The sequence below is a fragment of the Paraburkholderia heleia NBRC 101817 genome (assembly GCF_000739775.1).
Taxonomy (GTDB): Bacteria; Pseudomonadota; Gammaproteobacteria; order Burkholderiales; family Burkholderiaceae; genus Paraburkholderia; species Paraburkholderia heleia.
This window is the reverse complement of the sequence record NZ_BBJH01000057.1, coordinates 14,646-34,332: the sequence shown is the minus strand read 5'-3', so window position 1 is coordinate 34,332 and position 19,687 is coordinate 14,646. Positions and strand designations below refer to the sequence as shown.

16 protein-coding genes are annotated in these 19,687 nt (G+C 65.3%); 11 read left to right on the top strand and 5 right to left on the bottom strand.

The features are described 5' to 3' along the window. Positions 1-45 precede the first annotated feature (45 nt). Both clpA and clpS read right to left on the bottom strand, forming a co-directional pair. Positions 46-2,337 carry an ATP-dependent Clp protease ATP-binding subunit ClpA gene (clpA, locus tag BHE01S_RS33070; RefSeq protein WP_042271878.1) on the bottom strand — a complete coding sequence of 764 codons (2,292 nt, stop codon included), beginning with the start codon at positions 2,335-2,337 and terminating at the stop codon, positions 46-48. Next, positions 2,334-2,648: an ATP-dependent Clp protease adapter ClpS gene (gene clpS / locus BHE01S_RS33065; RefSeq protein WP_028213389.1), complete on the bottom strand. Its 315-nt coding sequence runs from the start codon at positions 2,646-2,648 to the stop codon at positions 2,334-2,336. Before clpS ends, clpA begins: the two co-directional genes overlap by 4 nt. Before the next feature lie 585 nt (positions 2,649-3,233). On the opposite strand from clpS, the gene cspD reads away from it, so the two are divergent. Continuing rightward, positions 3,234-3,440: a cold shock domain-containing protein CspD gene (cspD, locus tag BHE01S_RS33060; RefSeq protein ID WP_017776809.1), complete on the top strand. Its 207-nt coding sequence runs from the start codon at positions 3,234-3,236 to the stop codon at positions 3,438-3,440. A gap of 79 nt (positions 3,441-3,519) precedes the next feature. On the opposite strand, the gene BHE01S_RS33055 is transcribed toward cspD, so the two are convergent. The 3 genes from BHE01S_RS33055 to icd form a co-directional block, all read right to left on the bottom strand. After that, positions 3,520-5,124 carry a multicopper oxidase family protein gene (locus tag BHE01S_RS33055; protein ID WP_042271873.1) on the bottom strand — a complete coding sequence of 535 codons (1,605 nt, stop codon included), beginning with the start codon at positions 5,122-5,124 and terminating at the stop codon, positions 3,520-3,522. 127 nt (positions 5,125-5,251) lie between these two features. Continuing rightward, the gene (locus BHE01S_RS36200) at positions 5,252-5,653 is read right to left on the bottom strand and encodes a hypothetical protein (RefSeq protein WP_157025787.1); all 402 of its coding nucleotides are present in this window, start codon (positions 5,651-5,653) and stop codon (positions 5,252-5,254) included. A gap of 124 nt (positions 5,654-5,777) precedes the next feature. Then, a complete protein-coding gene (gene icd, locus BHE01S_RS33045) occupies positions 5,778-7,034 on the bottom strand; it encodes an NADP-dependent isocitrate dehydrogenase (protein WP_042271931.1) in 1,257 nt (418 codons plus the stop codon). 412 nt (positions 7,035-7,446) lie between these two features. Here icd and BHE01S_RS33040 point away from each other — a divergent pair, with 412 nt between their 5' ends. The 10 genes from BHE01S_RS33040 (at position 7,447) to BHE01S_RS33000 (ending at position 19,509) form a co-directional block, all read left to right on the top strand. Further along, positions 7,447-8,028 (top strand): pseudouridine synthase, encoded by a 582-nt coding sequence (locus BHE01S_RS33040; RefSeq protein WP_042271870.1) that lies wholly within the window; start codon positions 7,447-7,449, stop codon positions 8,026-8,028. Positions 8,029-8,371: 343 nt separating this feature from the next. Continuing rightward, positions 8,372-8,572 (top strand): hypothetical protein, encoded by a 201-nt coding sequence (locus tag BHE01S_RS37430; protein WP_028213393.1) that lies wholly within the window; start codon positions 8,372-8,374, stop codon positions 8,570-8,572. A 239-nt stretch (positions 8,573-8,811) separates the two neighbouring features. Beyond that, complete coding sequence (locus BHE01S_RS33035; RefSeq protein WP_042271928.1) at positions 8,812-9,330, top strand: DUF192 domain-containing protein; 519 nt, start codon at positions 8,812-8,814, stop codon at positions 9,328-9,330. 320 nt (positions 9,331-9,650) lie between these two features. Continuing rightward, positions 9,651-11,759, top strand: coding sequence for an elongation factor G (gene fusA / locus BHE01S_RS33030; RefSeq protein ID WP_042271923.1), 2,109 nt, complete (start codon positions 9,651-9,653; stop codon positions 11,757-11,759). Between the two features lie 161 nt (positions 11,760-11,920). Continuing rightward, positions 11,921-12,421: a cupin domain-containing protein gene (locus tag BHE01S_RS33025; RefSeq protein WP_042271867.1), complete on the top strand. Its 501-nt coding sequence runs from the start codon at positions 11,921-11,923 to the stop codon at positions 12,419-12,421. Positions 12,422-12,466: 45 nt separating this feature from the next. Then, positions 12,467-13,483 (top strand): HoxN/HupN/NixA family nickel/cobalt transporter, encoded by a 1,017-nt coding sequence (locus BHE01S_RS33020; RefSeq protein WP_042271865.1) that lies wholly within the window; start codon positions 12,467-12,469, stop codon positions 13,481-13,483. A 261-nt stretch (positions 13,484-13,744) separates the two neighbouring features. Further along, positions 13,745-15,433 (top strand): ABC transporter substrate-binding protein, encoded by a 1,689-nt coding sequence (locus BHE01S_RS33015; protein ID WP_042271862.1) that lies wholly within the window; start codon positions 13,745-13,747, stop codon positions 15,431-15,433. 52 nt (positions 15,434-15,485) lie between these two features. Next, a complete protein-coding gene (locus BHE01S_RS33010) occupies positions 15,486-16,499 on the top strand; it encodes an ABC transporter permease (protein WP_042271859.1) in 1,014 nt (337 codons plus the stop codon). Beyond that, positions 16,496-17,416 carry an ABC transporter permease gene (locus BHE01S_RS33005; protein ID WP_245639935.1) on the top strand — a complete coding sequence of 307 codons (921 nt, stop codon included), beginning with the start codon at positions 16,496-16,498 and terminating at the stop codon, positions 17,414-17,416. Before BHE01S_RS33010 ends, BHE01S_RS33005 begins: the two co-directional genes overlap by 4 nt. Next, entirely contained in the window at positions 17,413-19,509 is a 2,097-nt protein-coding gene (locus BHE01S_RS33000) for a dipeptide ABC transporter ATP-binding protein (protein ID WP_042271856.1), read from the top strand. Before BHE01S_RS33005 ends, BHE01S_RS33000 begins: the two co-directional genes overlap by 4 nt. Positions 19,510-19,687 lie beyond the last annotated feature (178 nt).

Here is a 19,687-nt window from a genome sequence, read left to right as displayed (position 1 = left end):
CGCCGTCTCGCCTGAAGGCTGCTTGCGCAGCAGCGCTGCCGTGGCTTATTCCACTTCCACCGCTTCCGGATTGCGCGGCGCCGGCTGCTCGTCGAACGTGAGCTGGACCTTGTCTTCCGCATCGACGTCCACGGTCACGCGGCCGCCGTTCATGAGCTTGCCGAACAGCAGTTCGTCGGCGAGCGCACGGCGGATCGTGTCCTGAATCAGGCGCTGCATCGGCCGGGCGCCCATGAGCGGGTCGAAGCCGTGCTTGGCCAGGTGCTTGCGCAGCGCGTCGGTGAAGACCGCGTCGACCTTCTTCTCGTGCAGCTGGTCTTCCAGTTGCATGAGGAACTTGTCGACCACGCGCATGATGATTTCCTCATCGAGCGCACGGAAGCTGATCGTCGCATCGAGCCGGTTGCGGAACTCGGGCGTGAACAGGCGCTTGATATCGGCCAGCTCGTCGCCCTGCTCGCGCCGGGTCGTGAAGCCGATCGTCGACTTGTTCATCGCCTCGGCGCCCGCGTTCGTCGTCATGATGATGATGACGTTGCGGAAATCCGCCTTGCGGCCATTGTTGTCGGTCAGCGTGCCGTGGTCCATCACTTGCAGCAGCACGTTGAAGATGTCCGGGTGCGCCTTCTCGATTTCATCGAGCAGCAGCACGCAGTGCGGCTTCTTCGTCACGGCTTCGGTAAGCAGACCGCCCTGGTCGAACCCGACGTAGCCCGGCGGCGCGCCGATCAGACGGCTCACCGCATGGCGCTCCATGTACTCGGACATGTCGAAGCGGATCAGCTCGATGCCGAGCGTGAAGGCGAGCTGGCGCGCCACTTCGGTCTTGCCGACGCCGGTCGGGCCCGAGAACAGGAACGAGCCGATCGGCTTGTCCGTCTTGCCCAGACCCGCGCGCGCCATCTTGATCGAAGCCGAGAGCGCGTCGATGGCCGGATCCTGGCCGAACACCACGGCCTTCAGATCGCGGTCGAGCGTCTGCAGCTTGCTGCGATCGTCCTGCGACACGCTTTGCGCCGGCACGCGCGCGATCTTCGAGATGATCTCTTCGATCTCGCTCTTGCCGATGGTTTTCTTCTGCTTCGACTTCGGCAGGATGCGCTGGGCCGCGCCCGCTTCGTCGATCACGTCGATTGCCTTGTCGGGCAAGTGACGGTCGGTGATGAAACGCGCCGACAGTTCAGCGGCCGCGTTCAGCGCGCCCGACGAATACTTCACGCCGTGGTGCTCCTCGAAGCGCGACTTCAGACCGCGCAGGATCGCCACGGTCTGCTCGACGGTCGGCTCGACCACGTCGACCTTCTGGAAGCGCCGCGACAACGCCGCGTCCTTCTCGAAGATGCCGCGGTATTCCGTGAACGTCGTCGCGCCGATGCACTTGAGCGTGCCCGACGAGAGCGCCGGCTTGAGCAGGTTCGACGCATCCAGCGTGCCGCCCGACGCGGCGCCCGCGCCGATCAGCGTATGAATTTCGTCGATGAACAGAATCGCGTGCGGACGCTCTTTCAGTTCTTTCAGCACCGTTTTGAGGCGTTGCTCGAAGTCGCCGCGGTATTTCGTGCCAGCAAGCAGTGCACCCATGTCGAGCGAGTAGACCTGGGCATCCGCGAGAATGTCCGGCACTTCGCCACGCGTAATGCGCCAGGCGAGCCCTTCCGCGATCGCGGTCTTGCCGACACCGGCCTCGCCCACGAGCAGCGGATTGTTCTTGCGGCGGCGGCACAGCACCTGCACCACGCGCTCCACTTCCAGTTCGCGGCCGATGAGCGGATCGATCCGGCCGTCCTTCGCCATCTGGTTCAGGTTCTGCGTGAACTGGGCGAGCGGGGTTTCCTTCTGGCCGGCGGCGTCTTCGGCTTCGGCGTTCGCGTCGCTGGCCTTGGCGGCTTCGCTGCTGCCCGTCTTCGCGATACCGTGCGAAATGAAATTCACGACGTCCAGACGCGTGACGCCCTGCTGCTGCAGGTAGTACACCGCGTGCGAGTCCTTCTCGCCGAAGATGGCGACCAGCACGTTCGCGCCTGTCACTTCCTTCTTGCCGTTGGAAGTGGACTGAACGTGCATGATCGCGCGCTGGATCACGCGCTGGAACCCGAGCGTCGGCTGCGTATCGACGTCATCCGTGCCGGGAACCGTAGGGGTATTGTCGTGAATGAAGTTGCGCAGGTTCTGTCGCAGGTCTTCGATATTGGCGGCACACGCGCGCAGCACTTCCGCCGCCGTTGGATTGTCCAACAGCGCCAGCAGCAGATGCTCGACCGTTATGAACTCGTGCCGCGCCTGACGTGCTTCCATGAACGCCATGTGCAGGCTGACTTCCAGTTCCTGGGCAATCATGCTTCCTCCATCACACACTGCAGCGGATGCCCGGCCTGCCGTGCATGGGTAACGACTTGCTCAACCTTGGTCGACGCGATGTCCCGCGTATAGACCCCACAAACACCCCTGCCCTCGCGATGGACCTTCAACATGATCTGCGTTGCGGTCTCGCGGTCCTTATTGAAATATTCCTGCACGACCATCACGACGAATTCCATCGGCGTGTAGTCGTCATTCATTAGCACGACCTTGTACATGGAGGGCGGTTTGACCTTTTGCTCCTGCCGCTCCAGTACGGTTGAATCCTGCTTGTCCGGGATAATCGCCATACACCCATTCTAAACAACTCGGACAGGCCCGCAATCCTGCCGTAACCTGACCGGCCGGCCGGTGAACCCGGCGCTCCCGACCTGCGACCCGCCGCAAGCAATTCATGCGCCCTGGCCCGGCCCCGATCCCTTCGACCGGCTGCGGGGCCGGTACACAATCCTGCTCTGAGCAGCTTTCACGCCACCGTTAAATCGAGTATCGCACAACCTTGACGTTGCCGTGGGAAGCGACTGTCGGCGCCCGCACGCTCAGTGCCAGATTCCATGGTGCGGTGCATCGCATATGCGTCACCTGCGCGACTTTTCAAGACGCCCTCCTGCAGCTGCTTTATGCACTGGCGCTCAGCGTCGGCGAAAAGCAGGAAAAACCCTGGAAATGCGCTCTTTACAACGTGTCAAGAAGCGTCTCAAAATATTCTTGACAGCAGATTAAAGACCCCCAACAATCAAGCTGGCACTTTTTTCAACCGCCTTAAATTCGAAAAAATGCCGTTGGTGAGCTTGTGAGGAGGGGGCGATCGCACCGCGATCGTTTAGCTTTTCGAACTGCTCGTGGTAGTGACATGAGTTACAGGGGAAGTTGGTATGGCAACCGGTACGGTCAAGTGGTTCAACGACGCGAAGGGTTTCGGGTTCATTACGCCGGATGAAGGCGGCGAGGACCTGTTCGCTCACTTTTCGGCTATTCAAATGAATGGCTTCAAGACCCTCAAAGAAGGGCAGAAAGTGAGCTTCGAGGTCGTGCAAGGCCCGAAGGGTAAACAGGCATCGAACATTCAGGCAGCAGCCTGATCTGTTCGGTACCCGTACCTTGGAAACCCGGCTTCGGCCGGGTTTCTTTTTGGCGTCATGGTTTTTTAACGTTCGCGCGCTAGCTCACGCGCAACGTACCCATCATGCCGAGGTCCTCGTGCTCGAGGATGTGGCAATGAAACATGCGATCGCCCGCCTCGTGCTGAACGGTTGCGATGTGCACCGTTTCACCGGGCTGCACGTTCACCGTGTCGCGCCATGCCAGCAATTCTTCCTCCTTGCGCACACCGCCGCGCTCGCGCGCCAGCACCTGAAATTGCGTGCCGTGCAGATGAAACGGATGATCCATGTCCGTGCCGTTTGCTATCGTCCAGTGCTCGACTTCCCCGCGCCGGCTCGCCAGCGTCACGCGCGCCGGATCGAACACCGCGCCGTTCACCATAAACCGCATACCGCGCGGCATGGGCTGCGTGGAGGCGCCCGGCGCGTGCATCGCTTTCATGTCCATGGCTTCGCCGAACACCACGCTTTTTCCCGGAACCGTTAGAGGACCTGAAGATATGAGTGGCGCAATCGGCCGCAGGCGCGACGGCAGTGCCGGTTGTTCCGCACCGGCCGGGGCGAAGCCAACATTCGCGAGGCTCAGCGTCGGCCCCGCGGGCAGGCTGCCGTGCGTCATCGCCATTTTGTGGCGGTCGTATTGCGCGGCAATCAGCGATGCACGCGAGACGCCCTGCCCCACGTGCACGATCAGCTCCGCGCGTTCGCCCGGCGCGAGCAGTAGCGAGGTGACGCCCTCGCGCGGCGCGCCCAGCAGCCCCCCGTCGGTGCCCACCTGCGTGAAGGCGCGGCCGTCGTCGAAGGCGAGTTGCAGATAGCGCGCGTTACAGCCGTTCCAGACGCGCCAGCGCTCGTCGCGCACGACCTCGATGTGCGGCTGACGAGCGCCGTTGACGAGCACGTACTGGCCTTCGCGGCCGTTCATCCAGTCCATCATGCCGTTCGCGGGAATCGTGCCGTCTGCCGCGAGTTTCAGGTCGGACACGAACAGATGCCGCTCGGGCCACGCCGCGAGTGGATCGTCGGCGGCGCGCACGACGAAGGGCCCCGCCAGCCCGCGGAACACCTGTTCCGAACTCAGCCTGTGGGGATGCGGGTGATACCAGTAGGTGCCCGCACTCCCCTGCGGCAGCGTGAAGCGATAAACGTGCTGCTCGCCGGGCGCAACGGGATTCGACGGATTACCGTCCTGATCGGGCGGCACGGGCAGGCCATGCCAATGAATCGTCGAAGGCTGCAGCAGCCGGTTCACGAACGTGATTTCGACGGTGTCACCCTCGCGTACGTCGATCAACGGGCCGATGACCGGGCCATCGTTGGCGCTCGCCGCGAGCGCGCCGAGCGCATCGTATTGCCAGAAGACCGTTTGCGGCTTTCCGGGCAGCAGCGCACGCGCAGCGGGCTGCGCGACGAGCGTCGCGCGAAACTGGCCCGGCTCGCGGCTCTGGCTGGCGAGCGTGCGCAGCGCGGCAAGCGGCGCGCCGGCGGGCAACGCATCGGCAGGTGCAAGCGGTCCATGTGCCTGCATCATGCCACCCGACATCGCCGACATGTCCGTCATGCCGTGCATCGCATCGCCCGCCTCTTGTGCGAATGCACGACGCGCGAACAGGGTCGTGGTGGCGGCGCTCAACGCGCCGGATAGAAATGCTCTTCGTTTCATCGATGAAGTCCTCATGCCTCATTCATGCCTGGACACGCGGCGCGCAATAACACGCACGTGCGCGCGGGATTCGTTTCGCTCGCGCAAAGCGCGAGCGCAGTACGCCGCCCGGAGCGGGCGGCCCGGCTCAGGCGATTGGAGGAGGCAAAGGAGGCGCGTGCGTAATGCCGGCGCGCATGGCGGCGGGAAGCACGACGGGCGTGGAGTGTGCGTCGGTCTGCGCGTCGAATGCGGTCATGGCGGAGGGCACGCTGCAATGCGCGCAGCAACCGGCAGCGCAGCAACTCGCGCCGCAACTCGAATGCGAGCCGTGACTGCCGGTGCTCGTCCCGGCGCAACGATCGCTGAGCGCAACGTGCGGCGTGAGTGCAGCGTGCGCCGTCAGTGCATCGTGCTGCGCGTGCCCGCACGCCATCGCGCCGCGCATGGGAAGCAGCGCGAACAGGCAGGCGAGAAGGAAGCGATAGACGACTGGCACGTTGAACGAAACCACGGATGAACTCGATTGACCGTTGTCATAATAGCGCATGAGCCGATCGAAGCCGGATAGCCGATCCATTCACGACGGACTGACGGCGAGCCGGACAAAAAAAACGGCAGATCTTTCGGTCTGCCGGTTTTTTCTACTGGGACAGCGATGCGTCGCGTTCCGCCTACATATTTTCGATCATCACCTGCCCGAAGCCAGAGCACGACACCTGCGTCGCCCCTTCCATCAGACGCGCGAAGTCATAAGTCACGCGCTTTTGCAGAATCGACTTCTCCATCGAGGCAATGATGAGGTTCGCCGCCTCGACCCAGCCGAGATGACGCAGCATCATTTCCGCCGAGAGAATTTCGGAGCCCGGATTGACATAGTCCTTCCCCGCATACTTGGGGGCCGTGCCGTGAGTCGCCTCGAACATCGCCACGGAGTCCGAAAGATTCGCACCCGGTGCGATGCCAATGCCACCCACCTGTGCCGCCAGTGCGTCGGAAACATAATCGCCGTTCAGGTTCAACGTGGCGATCACGTCGTATTCGGCCGGGCGCAGCAGGATCTGCTGCAGGAAAGCATCCGCGATCACGTCCTTGATCACGATGTCGCCGCCCGTCTTCGGATTCCTGATCTTCATCCACGGGCCGCCGTCTATCAGTTCCGCTGCGAACTCCTTCTGCGCGAGCGCGTAACCGTAGTCGCGGAACGCGCCTTCGGTGAACTTCATGATGTTGCCCTTGTGCACGAGCGTGACCGAGCGGCGCTCGTTGTCGATCGCATACTGGATTGCCTTGCGCACGAGACGCTCGGTGCCCTCGCGCGACACCGGCTTGACGCCCACGCCCGAGCTGTCCGGAAAACGGATCTTCGTCACGCCCATCTCTTCACGCAGGAACCTGATGAGCTTCTTCGCGCCTTCGGACTCCGCGGGCCATTCGATGCCCGCATAGATGTCCTCCGAGTTCTCGCGGAAGATGACCATGTTGACCTTCTCCGGCGCGCGCACCGGCGAGGGCACGCCCTTGAAGTACTGCACGGGGCGCAGGCACACGTACAGGTCGAGTTGCTGGCGCAGCGCGACGTTCAGCGACCGGATGCCGCCGCCAACCGGCGTCGTGAGCGGCCCCTTGATCGACACCACGTATTCCTTCACGGCGTCGAGGGTTTCTTCGGGCAGCCACACGTCGGGACCGTAGACCCGGGTCGCCTTCTCGCCCGCGTAGATTTCCATCCAGTGAATCTTGCGCTTGCCGCCGTAGGCCTTTTCGACGGCCGCATCGACCACCTTCAGCATGACCGGCGTGATATCCACGCCCGTGCCGTCGCCTTCGATGTACGGGATGATCGGCTGGTCCGGGACGTTGAGCGAGAAGTCCGGATTGACGGTGATCTTTTCACCGCCGGTCGGAACCACGATGTGCTGATACGGCATGATCGACTCCAGTAAGGGCAAGGCTGTTGTAGCGGGTGTGACGCGGCGCTCGGCGCCTCGCGGCGGCGGCGAAGCCTGTTCGCCCGGCGAGAAAGGCATCTCGCCGTTTCGGCTTCCCGGCAACCGGCGCGGTCGATATTCGCAGCAAGACTGTCCAGAGACACGCGACGCACGGCGCGCAACACCGCTCGGTAAGCGGCATACCGGGCGGCTCGCCTGGCAGCGCGGACGGTCCGTCGGCGTGAGGGTCTGGCGGCTATTCTAGCCCACGCCTCGCGCTCGCGTGCCGCGCACATCACATGAACGCCAGCACAAGTCTTATGTCTTATATAAGATATAAAAATCGGCGAAACATAATATGCATTAAGATCTCGGCGCCAGCCAGTTATCCATTCGTACCCGTCGCCCTGTCATGCGTTTGATCGCCCTCAATAAACCGTTCGGCACAATCTGTCAGTTTTCGCCGCACGAAACACGTCAGTCCCTCGCGGACTGGGTGAAGGTGCCGGGCGTCTATCCCGCGGGCCGGCTCGACTCCGATAGCGAAGGGCTCCTGCTCCTCACCGACGACGGCGCATTGCAGGCGCGCATTGCCGAACCGAAACGCAAGCTCGTGAAGCGCTATTGGGCGCAGGTGGAAGGCGAACCCGATGCGGCAGCGCTTGCCGCGCTCGAACGCGGCATCGATCTCGGCGACTTCGTGACGCAGCCGTGTCGAACAAGAATCATTGTCGAGCCCGAAAATTTGTGGCCGCGTAATCCGCCGATTCGCTATCGCGCGTCCATACCCACGACGTGGGTCGAGATTGCGATCAGCGAAGGCAAGAACCGGCAGGTGCGACGCATGACCGCGGCCGTGGGCTATCCAACCTTGCGGCTCGTACGCGTCGCGATCGGCGCGCTCGATATTTTTTCGCTCGGCCTCGCGCCCGGTGAAAGCATCGACGTGCCCGCCAATGGCCCCTGGCAAAACACGTCTCACCAACACAAGTGATTGTTGCGCAAGCACTTTTCGCGTGCCGATCGATTTTTTTCGAATGACGCGGCACGTCCCTCGCCTTTCTGTTGCGTCTCGTTACGAAGCAAATGAAAGTTTGCGTCAACCGTCTCGCGAGACGATGCGTTATCCGACGCAGATGCCGCCAGAAGCTATCCGGCATTCAGCCTTCCGGGTCCTCGCAGCAATGTACGGTCCCGACCGCTGGCAGACGCAGAAATCAAATTCACGCGAATTTGTCGAAAGCGACTGTCAACCGAAAGGTGGATGGCACGTTTACCGACCTGACTCCAAAAACCGGGTCACTTGGTTAATCAACTCAAGCTTGAGGATTCACAACATGAACAAACTGATCGCTGCTCTGGTCGCTGGTCTCTTCGCATCGGCTGCATTCGCACAAGCTTCGGCTCCGGAAGCTGCTTCGGCTGCTCCGGCTGCTGCTGCTTCGGCTGCTCACAAGTCGTCGCACAAGAAGGCTCACAAGAAGTCGTCGCACAAGAAGGCAGCGAAGGCTGAAGCCGCTTCGGCAGCTTCGGAGTAAGCTTGCTGTAAGACGCATGAAGAAGCGGCATGCGTTGCCGCTCTTCAGCGCGACGAAAGGCAGAGCGCCGCAAGGCGTTCTGCCTTTTTCTTTTTGTCTGGCTGCCCGATTTTTAGCCATTTTTTTTGACACGCACGCTCGCCGCATCACGTCGATGACGTGAACCGCGCCGCGCATTTTGACCCGCCCTGACCTGGTCGCGTAACATGCGCGGATTACCCTACAGCAAGGAGTCTCTCGTGCGATTTTCCCTGCGCTCGTTGTTCGTGCGCTGCACGCTTGTCGTCGCATTGCCATTGGCCGCTTTCGCGGCGCTCATGTTCACCGCGACGGCCACGTCGAGCATCGCACAGGCGCAGCAGATGCCGCCAGGCGCGAAGCAGCCGGGCGAATTTCCGCGCGTGAAGCTCACGGCGGGCATGTTCGTGATCGACGCGGCGGTCGCCGCAAACGACGCCGACCGTGAACAAGGCCTCATGTACCGTTCGCAGCTTGGGCCCAACGAAGGCATGCTGTTCGTGTTCGGCGAAAACGCCGTGCACTGCTTCTGGATGAAGAACACGCTGATTCCGCTGTCGATCGCGTTCATTCGCGCCGACGGCACGATCACCGACATCGACGAGATGCAGGCCGAAACGACCAACAACCACTGCCCGCGCAACAACGGCGTCTTTGCGCTCGAAATGCCCAAGGGCTGGTTCACGGCGAAGGGCATCAAGCCCGGCATGGTGATTCAGGGACTGCCGCCGCTGCAGTAAGCGCGCGGTGATCCAGCGCGCGAGATTCGCGCGCTGCGCGAAATGCGCAAGCCGGCCCCGCACTCACGCGGCGCCGGCTTTTTTTTGCGCCCGCCTGCCCGCCTGCCGGTCAGCGCCCCGCCTGGCGCCGCTGCGCAGCGCTGTCGCGGCTTCCCGCGCCGCGGCATGCACCCTGCAAAACCGGCGCGCAAGCGCTATCCTGTAAACCCCCGCATGGCGCGTGCCACCCAGGCGCGCGCCTGCGGCGCATCGGGCCGCGCGCTGGCCGCGCCGCGTGCCGCCCGGCAGCTTCCATGGCGCGTCATTCCAAGGAGATCACCGTGCCTCGCAAGACCCCCATCGAGCGCTATCGCAACATCGGGATCAGCGCTCACATCGACGCCGGCAAAACCACGACGACCGAGCGCATCCTTTTCTATACCGGCGTGAATCACAAGCTCGGCGAGGTTCACGACGGCGCGGCGACCATGGACTGGATGGAGCAGGAACAGGAACGCGGCATCACGATCACCTCGGCCGCGACCACTGCATTCTGGAAGGGCATGGCCGGCAATTACCCCGAACACCGCATCAACATCATCGATACCCCCGGGCACGTGGACTTCACGATCGAAGTCGAGCGCTCCATGCGCGTGCTCGACGGCGCGTGCATGGTGTACGACTCCGTGGGCGGCGTGCAGCCGCAGTCGGAAACCGTCTGGCGTCAGGCGAACAAGTACAAGGTGCCGCGCATCGCGTTCGTCAACAAGATGGACCGCGTGGGCGCGGACTTCTTCCGCGTGCAGCGGCAGATCGGCGAGCGTCTGAAGGGCGTTGCCGTGCCTATCCAGATTCCGGTGGGCGCGGAAGATCACTTCCAGGGCGTGGTCGATCTCGTGAAGATGAAGGCGATCGTCTGGGACGACGAGAGCCAGGGCGTGAAGTTCGAGTACGAGGACATCCCCGCGAATCTCGTCGAGCTCGCGCACGAATGGCGCGAGAAGATGGTCGAGGCCGCCGCCGAAGCCGACGAAACGCTGCTCGAGAAGTATCTTCACGATCACGAAAGCCTGACCGAAGAGGAAATCAAGGGCGGCCTGCGCAAGCGCACGATCGCCAACGAGATCGTGCCGATGCTCTGTGGCAGCGCGTTCAAGAACAAGGGCGTGCAGGCCATGCTCGACGCCGTGATCGACTACCTGCCCTCGCCGGTGGACGTGCCCGCGATTCTCGGCCACGACCTCCACGACAAGGAAATCGAGCGCCACCCGAGCGATGACGAGCCGTTCTCCGCGCTCGCCTTCAAGATCATGACGGACCCGTTCGTCGGCCAGCTGATCTTCTTCCGCGTCTATTCGGGCGTGGTGAATTCGGGCGACACGGTGCTCAACGCGACCAAGGACAAGAAGGAGCGGCTCGGGCGCATCCTGCAGATGCACGCGAACGAGCGCAAGGAAATCAAGGAAGTGCGCGCGGGCGACATCGCGGCCGCGGTGGGCCTGAAGGAGGCGACGACCGGCGACACGCTCTGCGATCCGGCGCATGCCATCGTGCTCGAAAGGATGATCTTCCCCGAGCCCGTGATCTCGCAAGCCGTCGAGCCGAAGACCAAGGCCGACCAGGAGAAGATGGGCATCGCGCTCAATCGCCTCGCGCAGGAAGACCCGTCGTTCCGCGTGCAAACCGATGAAGAGTCCGGCCAGACCATCATCTCGGGCATGGGCGAGCTGCACCTCGAAATTCTCGTCGATCGCATGAAGCGCGAGTTCGGCGTGGAGGCGACCGTCGGCAAGCCGCAGGTCGCGTATCGCGAGACCGTGAAGAACAAGGTCGAAGATGTGGAAGGCAAGTTCGTCAAGCAGTCGGGCGGGCGCGGCCAGTATGGCCACGCGGTCATCACGCTCGAGCCGCAGGCGCCCGGCAAGGGCTACGAGTTCGTCGACGCCATCAAGGGCGGCGTGATTCCGCGCGAGTTCATCCCGGCCGTCGACAAGGGCATCCAGGAAACGCTCAAGGCGGGCGTGCTCGCGGGCTACCCGGTGGTCGACACGAAGGTCACGCTCACGTTCGGCTCGTACCACGACGTGGACTCGAACGAAAACGCCTTCCGCATGGCCGGCTCGATGGCCTTCAAGGAAGCGATGCGCAAGGCCAAGCCGGTCCTGCTCGAGCCGATGATGGCCGTGGAGGTGGAGACGCCCGAAGACTTCATGGGTAACGTGATGGGCGATCTGTCGAGCCGTCGCGGCATCGTGCAGGGCATGGAGGACATCGCGGGCGGCGGCGGCAAGATCGTACGCGCCGAAGTGCCGCTCTCGGAGATGTTCGGCTACTCCACGTCGCTGCGCTCGCTCACGCAAGGCCGCGCCACCTACACGATGGAGTTCAAGCACTACGCAGAAACCCCGCAGAACGTGGCCGAAGCGGTTATCAACGCGAAGAAGGCGTAGTGGAGGCAACACGCAGGCGATGCAGGCGACCTGCCGGCGTTGCTGTGCACACGAAAGCCCGTCCCCAGCGGACGGGCTTTTTTGCAGGCGCGCGGTGCAATTTTGACCATGCCACAATGCGGCGATAACGCTGCGAGGCCCACAGTCAAGGAGACACGACGATGAGTCACGACCACGACCATCCGCACGACGACGCGCCCATCGACTGGCGCGAAAACGGCGTCAAGGTGATACGCGGCGATCAGCTCGACACGAACACGGCCCAAACGCCCGGCATGAACCGCGCGGCCGCGATCAACGCGGCGCGCGTGGGGGCGCAAAAGATCTGGGCCGGCACGGTGACGATCCATCCGAACGCGAAGACCGGCGCACATCACCACGGCGCGCTGGAAAGCGTGATCTACGTCGTACGCGGTCACGCGCGCATGCGCTGGGGCGAGCATCTGGAGTTCACGGCCGAGGCGGGCCCGGGCGACTTCATCTTCGTGCCGCCCTACGTACCGCACCAGGAGATCAACGCGAGCACCGACGATCCGCTCGAATGCGTGCTCGTGCGCAGCGACAACGAGGCCGTCGTGGTGAACCTGAACATCGACGCCGTCGAAGCCCCGGAAACCGTGTACTGGGTCGACCCCATCCACCGTCATCCGCACGACCATTGAGCGCCCGGCAGCCCATACCGCCTTCCACGACGCTATGACGACACAATGACGAGACCCGCAGCCCCGCTCCGCGCCCGCCTGATTGCGCTCTATGCCGCGCTCATCGCCGCCAATCTCGGCGCGTGGGCGTGGGCGCTGATCGCGTTTCGCCACTATCCACTGCTGCTCGGGACGGCGGCGCTCGCTTACGGCTTCGGCCTGCGCCACGCGGTGGACGCCGACCACATCGCCGCCATCGACACCGTCACACGCAAGCTCATGCAGCAGGGTCAGCGCCCGCTAGGCGTGGGACTCGCGTTCTCGCTCGGCCATTCGACGGTCGTGATCGTCGCCACGCTCGGCATCGCGCTCACGGCGCTCTCGCTGCATGGCCGCTTCGAGCAGTTCCGCGACATCGGCTCGACCATTGGCACGCTCGTTTCGTCGACGTTCCTGCTCGTGCTCGCGGGCGTGAACCTCGTGATCCTGCGCGACGTGTGGATGCGCTACCGCCGCGCGCAGCAAGGCGACGACGCAGCACTCGCCGCTGCAGCGCCCGCGCCTGCCGGCCTCCTCTCGCGCGCGCTGAGGCCGCTTTTCGCGCTCGTCACGAAGAGCTGGCACCTGTACCCTGTGGGCGTGCTGTTCGGCCTCGGCTTCGACACGGCCACTGAAATCGGCCTGCTCGCCATCGCCGCCGCCGAAGCGGGCAAGGGCCTGCCGCTCTATTCGATTCTCGTGTTCCCCGCGCTCTTTACAGCAGGCATGACCCTCGTCGATTCCACCGACAACGTGTTGATGGTCCACGCCTACGGCTGGGCCATGGACGACCCGAGGCGCAAGCTCTACTACAACGCGAGCATCACGTTCGTCTCGGCGCTCGTGGCGATCGTGATCGGCGGGGTGGAAGCGCTCGGACTCATCGCCGGCAAGCTCGGGGCGAGCGGCGGCGCGTGGACGCTCATAGCCGGCCTGAACGAGCGCTTCGGCGAGCTGGGGTACGGCATCGTCGCGGCGTTCATTGCCTGCTGGATCGGCTCGGTGTTGTTCCATCGCTGGCGCCGGCCCGCCGCGGCCCGCTAGCACACTCGCGCCCCTCTGACGACTGCACGGCGCGCCACGCGCGCGCAACCCCGCGAAACCCTACCCTTCGCCTCGTTTGCCGAAAGCGCGTAAACTAGGTCCAGCTATTGCGCCCCGGGTGCGCCCCTGGTGCATCCGATAGCCCCGTCAATCGTTTCACTTTGCTGCACCATTCGTCGTCTGCCGTACCGCACGCCGCCGTCGCGCAAGCCCCCGGGCCTCGCGCGCCCCCTGAACGGAATCGCACGGAAACCCGCACCGATGAAACGACCGCAGTCCCGCCGTCCGCTTGACATGTCCAGTCCTTCCCGCCTCGAAGCCCTGCGGCGCGAGGCCGGCGCTCACGGCAACCACGCACTCGACGAATTCGCTGCCGGCCGCCTCACGCGCCGCGAGCTGCTGCGCTATGCAAGCGCGGTGGGCCTCGCGGCACTGCCTGCGTTTGCGGGACTCGCCGTGCCGCGCGGCGCGCACGCCCAGGGCGCGGCGAAACCCGGCGAGCAGACGATCCGCGTGGCGCACCTGATGCCCGCGGGCGCCGTCGATCCGCTCACCGTGACCGATGCGGGCGCGCTGTGTCTCCTGAACCAGACCGGCGAATTCCTCGCCAACGACGACGCGCAAGGCCATCTGCAACCCGCCCTCGCGCTCTCGTGGCAAGCCAACGCCAAAGCAGACGTCTGGACGTTCAAGCTGCGCCCCAACGTGAAATTCCACGACGGCCAGCCGTTCGGCGCGAAGGACGTGGTGGCGACCTTCGATCGGCTCGCCGACCCGGCAACCGGCTCGGCGGCGCTCTCGGTGCTCAAGGGCGTGCTCTCCAAAGGCGGCACGAAGGCCGTCGACGATCACACGGTCGAGTTCCATCTCGACGCGCCCAACGGCAACTTCGCCTACTACGTTTCTTCGGACAACTACAACGCCGTGATGCTGCCCGCCAACTATGCGGGCAATTACGAAAAGAGCTTTATCGGCACCGGGCCGTTCAAGCTCGACAAATTCGAAGCGCGGCGCGGCGTGAGCTTCGTGCGCAATCCCGACTACTGGGGCGACAAGTCGCTGCCCGCGCGCGTGGAGTTCGCGTTCTACGCCGACGAGCAGGCGCAGTTGCTTGCGCTGCAAGGCCACCAGGCCGACGTGATGGGCACCTTCACCGTGCAGGGCGGCCTCGGTATCCTGAACAATCCCGACTTCAAGGTGCTTGGCGTGCGCTCGAGCGCGCACCGCCAGATCCACATGCGCAACGACTCGCCCACGTTCAGGGACAAGCGCGTGCGTCAGGCGCTCGCGCTTGCGCTCGATCGCGACGTGCTCGTGCGCGGCCTGTTCAAGGGCCGCGCCGTGGTGGGCAACGACAGCCCCTTCGCGCCCATCTTCCCCTCCACGGCAAGCGACGTCCCCCAGCGCAAAATCGATGTCGCGAAGGCACGCCAGTTGCTCGCGCAGGCGGGCATGGCCAACGGCTTCGACGTGACGCTCACGACCGAGAAGTACATGGAGATACCGGACCTCGCCGTGGTCGTGCAGAACGCGGCGAAGGCGGTCGGCATTCGCATTGCGCTCAAGGTGGAAAGCCAGTCGCAGTACTACGGTGCGGGCACGTTCGGCAAATCGGACTGGCTCGACTCGCCGCTCGGCATGACCGACTATGGGCACCGCGGCGTGCCGAATGTGTTTCTCAACGCGCCGCTCACCTCGGGCGGCACGTGGAATGCTGCGCACTTTCGCAACGCGCAGTACGACAAGCTGGTCGCGCAATTCGCGGCGACGCTCGACGTGGCGGCCCAGAAGCAGGTGGCGAGGCAGATCCAGACGCTGCTGCTCGACGAGACACCCGTGATCATCCCGTACTTCTACGACCAGTTGATCGCACAGCGCGCCGTGCTTTCGGGCGTGCGCTTCACCGCGCTCGCCCAGCTCTATTTCGACCGCGCGACGCTCGCCGCCTGAACCGGCCCTACGCACCCGAAACGGAGCTCCGATGGCTACTCCGCTCCCGCCCATGTCGAATCTGCCCGGCGCCGCACGCGCATTCGTCCCGCACGCGGGCGTCGCGCGCTTTCTCGGCCGGCGTGCCGCCTGGGCGATCTTCACCCTCTGGCTGCTTTCGGTGCTCGTATTCGCGGGCGGCCAGCTCTTGCCCGGCGACATCGGCCGCGCCGTGCTGGGCCCGCTCGCCGACGCGCGCGCCGTGGCCGCGCTCAATCACGAACTGGGTGCGGACCGGCCGGTGCTCGACCAGTACGTCTCGTGGATCACGCATGCGCTGCGCGGCGACTTCGGCATGTCGTGGAGCTACAAGGAACCCGTGGCGCCGTTCGTGGGCAGCGCGCTCCTGCAGTCGGCGAGGCTCGGCCTGCTGGCGTTCGTGGTGGTGGTGCCGCTCGGCATTGCGGGCGGCGTATGGGCGGCGCTCCACGAAGGCCGCCTGATCGACCGCGCAATCAGCACGGGCGGCCTGTGCGCGAGCGCCGTGCCGGAGTTCGTCTCGTCGATCGTGCTGATCCTCATCTTCGGCGTGTGGCTGCGCTGGCTGCCTATCGAGGCCACCGCGGAGGCCACCGCGCCCGGCGGCGCGGGCGTGCTCGAGCAATTGCGGCATCTCGTGCTGCCCGTGCTGCCGCTCGTGCTCGTGTTCTTCGGCTATCTCGCGCGCATCGCGCGCGCGGGCACCATCACGGCGCTCGACGCCGACTACACGCGCACCGCGATTCTCAAGGGGCTGCCGAGCCACGTCGTGATCGTGCGGCACGTGCTGCGCAATGCGCTCTTGCCCAGCGTGACGGTGGCGGCCACGCAACTCGGTTATCTGATTGGTGGGCTCGTCGTGGTCGAATCGCTGTTCCGCTATCCGGGCGTGGGCTCCCTCATCTTCAACGCCGCAAAGGCCAAGGATTTCCCGTTGCTCGAAGCGGCCGTGCTCGCGGTGGGCGCGGTCTATACACTCGCCAATCTCGCCGCCGACGCCTTGCACGCGTTCCTCGACCCGCGCCTGCGCGCGCCGGAAGGCGCATGAACGATATGGCCTCCGAAGCAATTTCCCCGGGCGGCGAACCGCCCGATGCACAGCCGCCGGGCGAACCCGGCGAAGAAACACTAGTCGACACGCGTGTGCGCGACACGCTGCATCTGCTGCTGCGCTCGCCCTCGTTCGTCGCGGGAGCGCTGATCCTCCTGGGGTGGATCGTCTGCGCGCTCGCGGGCGAGTGGTTCGCGCCGCACGACGCCTACGCGTCCGATCCGCTCAGCTCGCTCCTGCCGCCGGACCCTACGCACTGGTGCGGCACCGATCAGCTCGGCCGCGACATCTGCTCGCGCGTGATCGTGGGCGCGCGCGACATTCTCACGATCGCGCCGCTCGCCACGCTCGTCGGCACGCTCGCAGGCGCGGCGCTCGGGCTCGTCACGGGCTACTTCGAAGGCGCATTCGGCACGCTCGTCGCGCGCACGCTCGACGCCGTGCTCGCGCTGCCGCTCGTGATCGTCGCGCTGCTCGTGCTCGCCGCCGTGGGGGCCTCGAATCTCGCCGTGGTGCTCGTAATCGGCATCACGTTTGCGCCGCTCATCGCGCGCACGGTGCGCGCGGCGGTGCTCGCCGAGCGCCACCTCGACTACGTGGCGGCGGCCCGCTTGCGCGGCGCGAATGCGTTCGCCGTGATGTTCACGGAGATTCTGCCGAACGTCTGGCCGCCTATCGTCGTCGAGGCCACGGTGCGTCTCGGCTATGCGATCTTCGCGGTGGCGACGCTTTCGTTCCTCGGCTTCGGCATCCAGCCGCCGTCCGCCGACTGGGGGCTCGCGCTCGCCGAGTCGTACACGCTGCTCGCGGGCGGCGCATGGTGGACCGTGGTATTCGACGCGCTCGCCATCGCCTCGCTCGTCGTGGCCGTGAACCTGATCGCCGACAGCCTGCGCGAGGTGCTCCAATCGTGAACCGCCCCGCTGCGTCGCGGCCCGCTCTCGCCACCTTCAGCGCACCGCGCGACGACGACGCGCTCGCGCTCGTCGGCCTCACCGTCGCATACCGCGTGCGCGGGCGCGACCGCGACGTGCTCACCGACGTTTCGCTGCGTATCCGGCGCGGCGAAGCGTATGGGCTCGTGGGCGAATCGGGCTGCGGCAAGTCGACGGTCGCGCTCGCCGCGCTGCGCTATCTCCCGCGCAACGGCCGCGTGAAGGCCGGGCGCATCGCGATCGCGGGCGACGACGTGCTCGCGCTCGACGCCGACGGCCTGCGCGCGCTGCGTGCCAACGCCGTTTCGATGGTCTATCAGGACCCCGCCAGCGCGCTCAACCCCACGCTCACGATCGCCCGCCAGCTGAACGAAGCGTTCGAAGCCGCGGGCGCCGATGCGAGCGTGGCCCGCTCACGCTCGCACGCGATGCTCGAACGCGTGCGCATTGCCGATCCGGGCCGCGTGCTGGCGAGCTATCCGCATCAGCTCTCGGGCGGCATGCAGCAGCGCGTGGTGATTGCGATGGCGCTCGCGTCGAACCCCGCGCTCCTGATTCTCGACGAACCGACGACGGGCCTCGACGCCACCGTCGAGGCCGAGGTGCTCGACCTCATCGCGAAGCTGCGTGCGGAACTGGGCATGGCAGTGCTGCTCATCAGCCACGACCTCGCGGTGATCGGGCGCATGTGCGAGCGCGTAGGCGTGCTCTACGCAGGAAGGCTCGTGGAGGAAGGCGCGACGCGCGACGTGTTCGAGCGCGCACGCCATCCCTACACGGTCGGCCTGCTGCGCTGCCTGCCGGCGCACGGGCGCAACAAGCATGCGGGCGCGCTCGACACGATACCGGGCGAGTTGCCTGCGCCTGGCGCGAGTACGCCCGGCTGCATCTACGCACCGCGCTGTCGCCTCGCCGACGCGCGCTGCCGCGTGGAAGCGCCGCCGCCGCATCGCATGACGTCGCCGCACGGCGAGCAGATGTCGCGCTGCCACTATCACGAACGCGCGATCGAGTTGCCGTTCGGAAATCTGATCGGAGGCGGCGACGGTTCGCAGACCTCGGGCAATGGCCCGTCGAATGGCGAGGCCGAAGCGCGCGTCGTGTTGCGGGCGCTCGATGTCTCGCGCACCTTCGGACACGGCGCGCACGCCGTCCGTGCGCTCGACGGCGTATCGATCGAGCTGCATGCGGGCGAGACGCTCGGCGTCGTGGGCGAATCGGGCAGCGGCAAGACGACGCTCGCGCGCATGCTGCTCGGCCTGTATGCGCCCGATACGGGCGGCGCCGTCGAGCTCGACGGCAAGCGCCTGCACACCCACGTCGCGCGGCGCCGAGCCGAGGAGCGCGCGGCGCTGCGCGTCGTGTTCCAGCATCCGGACGCCTCGCTCAATCGCGCGCTGCCCGTGAAGCGGCTGATCGCGCGCGCTCTGTCCCGGCCGCACGACGACGCGTCGGCAGCCCGCCAGGCCTCGGACGAATCGCGCATCGCGGGACTGCTCGAAGCCGTGCGCGTGCCGGCGCGTTATCTCGTGGCGCGCGCGCGGCAACTTTCGGGCGGGCTCAAGCAGCGCGTGGCGATTGCCCAGGCGTTCGCGGGCGAGCCGCGCATCGTGATCTGCGACGAGCCCACCTCGGCGCTCGACGTCTCCGTGCAGGCCGCGATTCTCAACCTGCTCGCACGCCTGCAGCGCGAACGCGGCGTGAGCTACCTGTTCATTTCGCACGACCTCGATGTCGTGCGCTACCTCGCCGATCGCATCGTCGTGCTCTACGCGGGCCGCGTGGTGGAAAGCGGCCCGGCCGGCGCGGTGTTCGACGGCCCGTGGCATCCATATACAGAAACGCTGCTGGCCGCGCGCGCGCTCGGCGCGGCAACGGCCAACGGCGCGCAGGCCACGGGGCGCGGCTGCATTTTCAGCGCGCACTGCCCGCGCAAGCTCGGCGCCATTTGCGACGAAGCGCCCCCGCCGCTCGCAGACGCAGGCGGTAGTCACCGCATTCTCTGCCACATTCCCGTAGACGAATTGCGCGCACAACAGAGCGCCACCACAGACACACAAGCGGCGACCTGATGGTGCGATAGCGCGCATATTGCATCCGGCTTCGTTGCGCTGTCCGCGTTCGCAACGAGAAGCGCGCCATTCAGCGGGCGCGTTTCATCGCCGTAACGTTTTCCACGTTTTTTCTGCCACGCGGGCGCCACATCAATTGTCAAGTCCACCCCGCACGCCCTTCCCCCACCGATGGCAC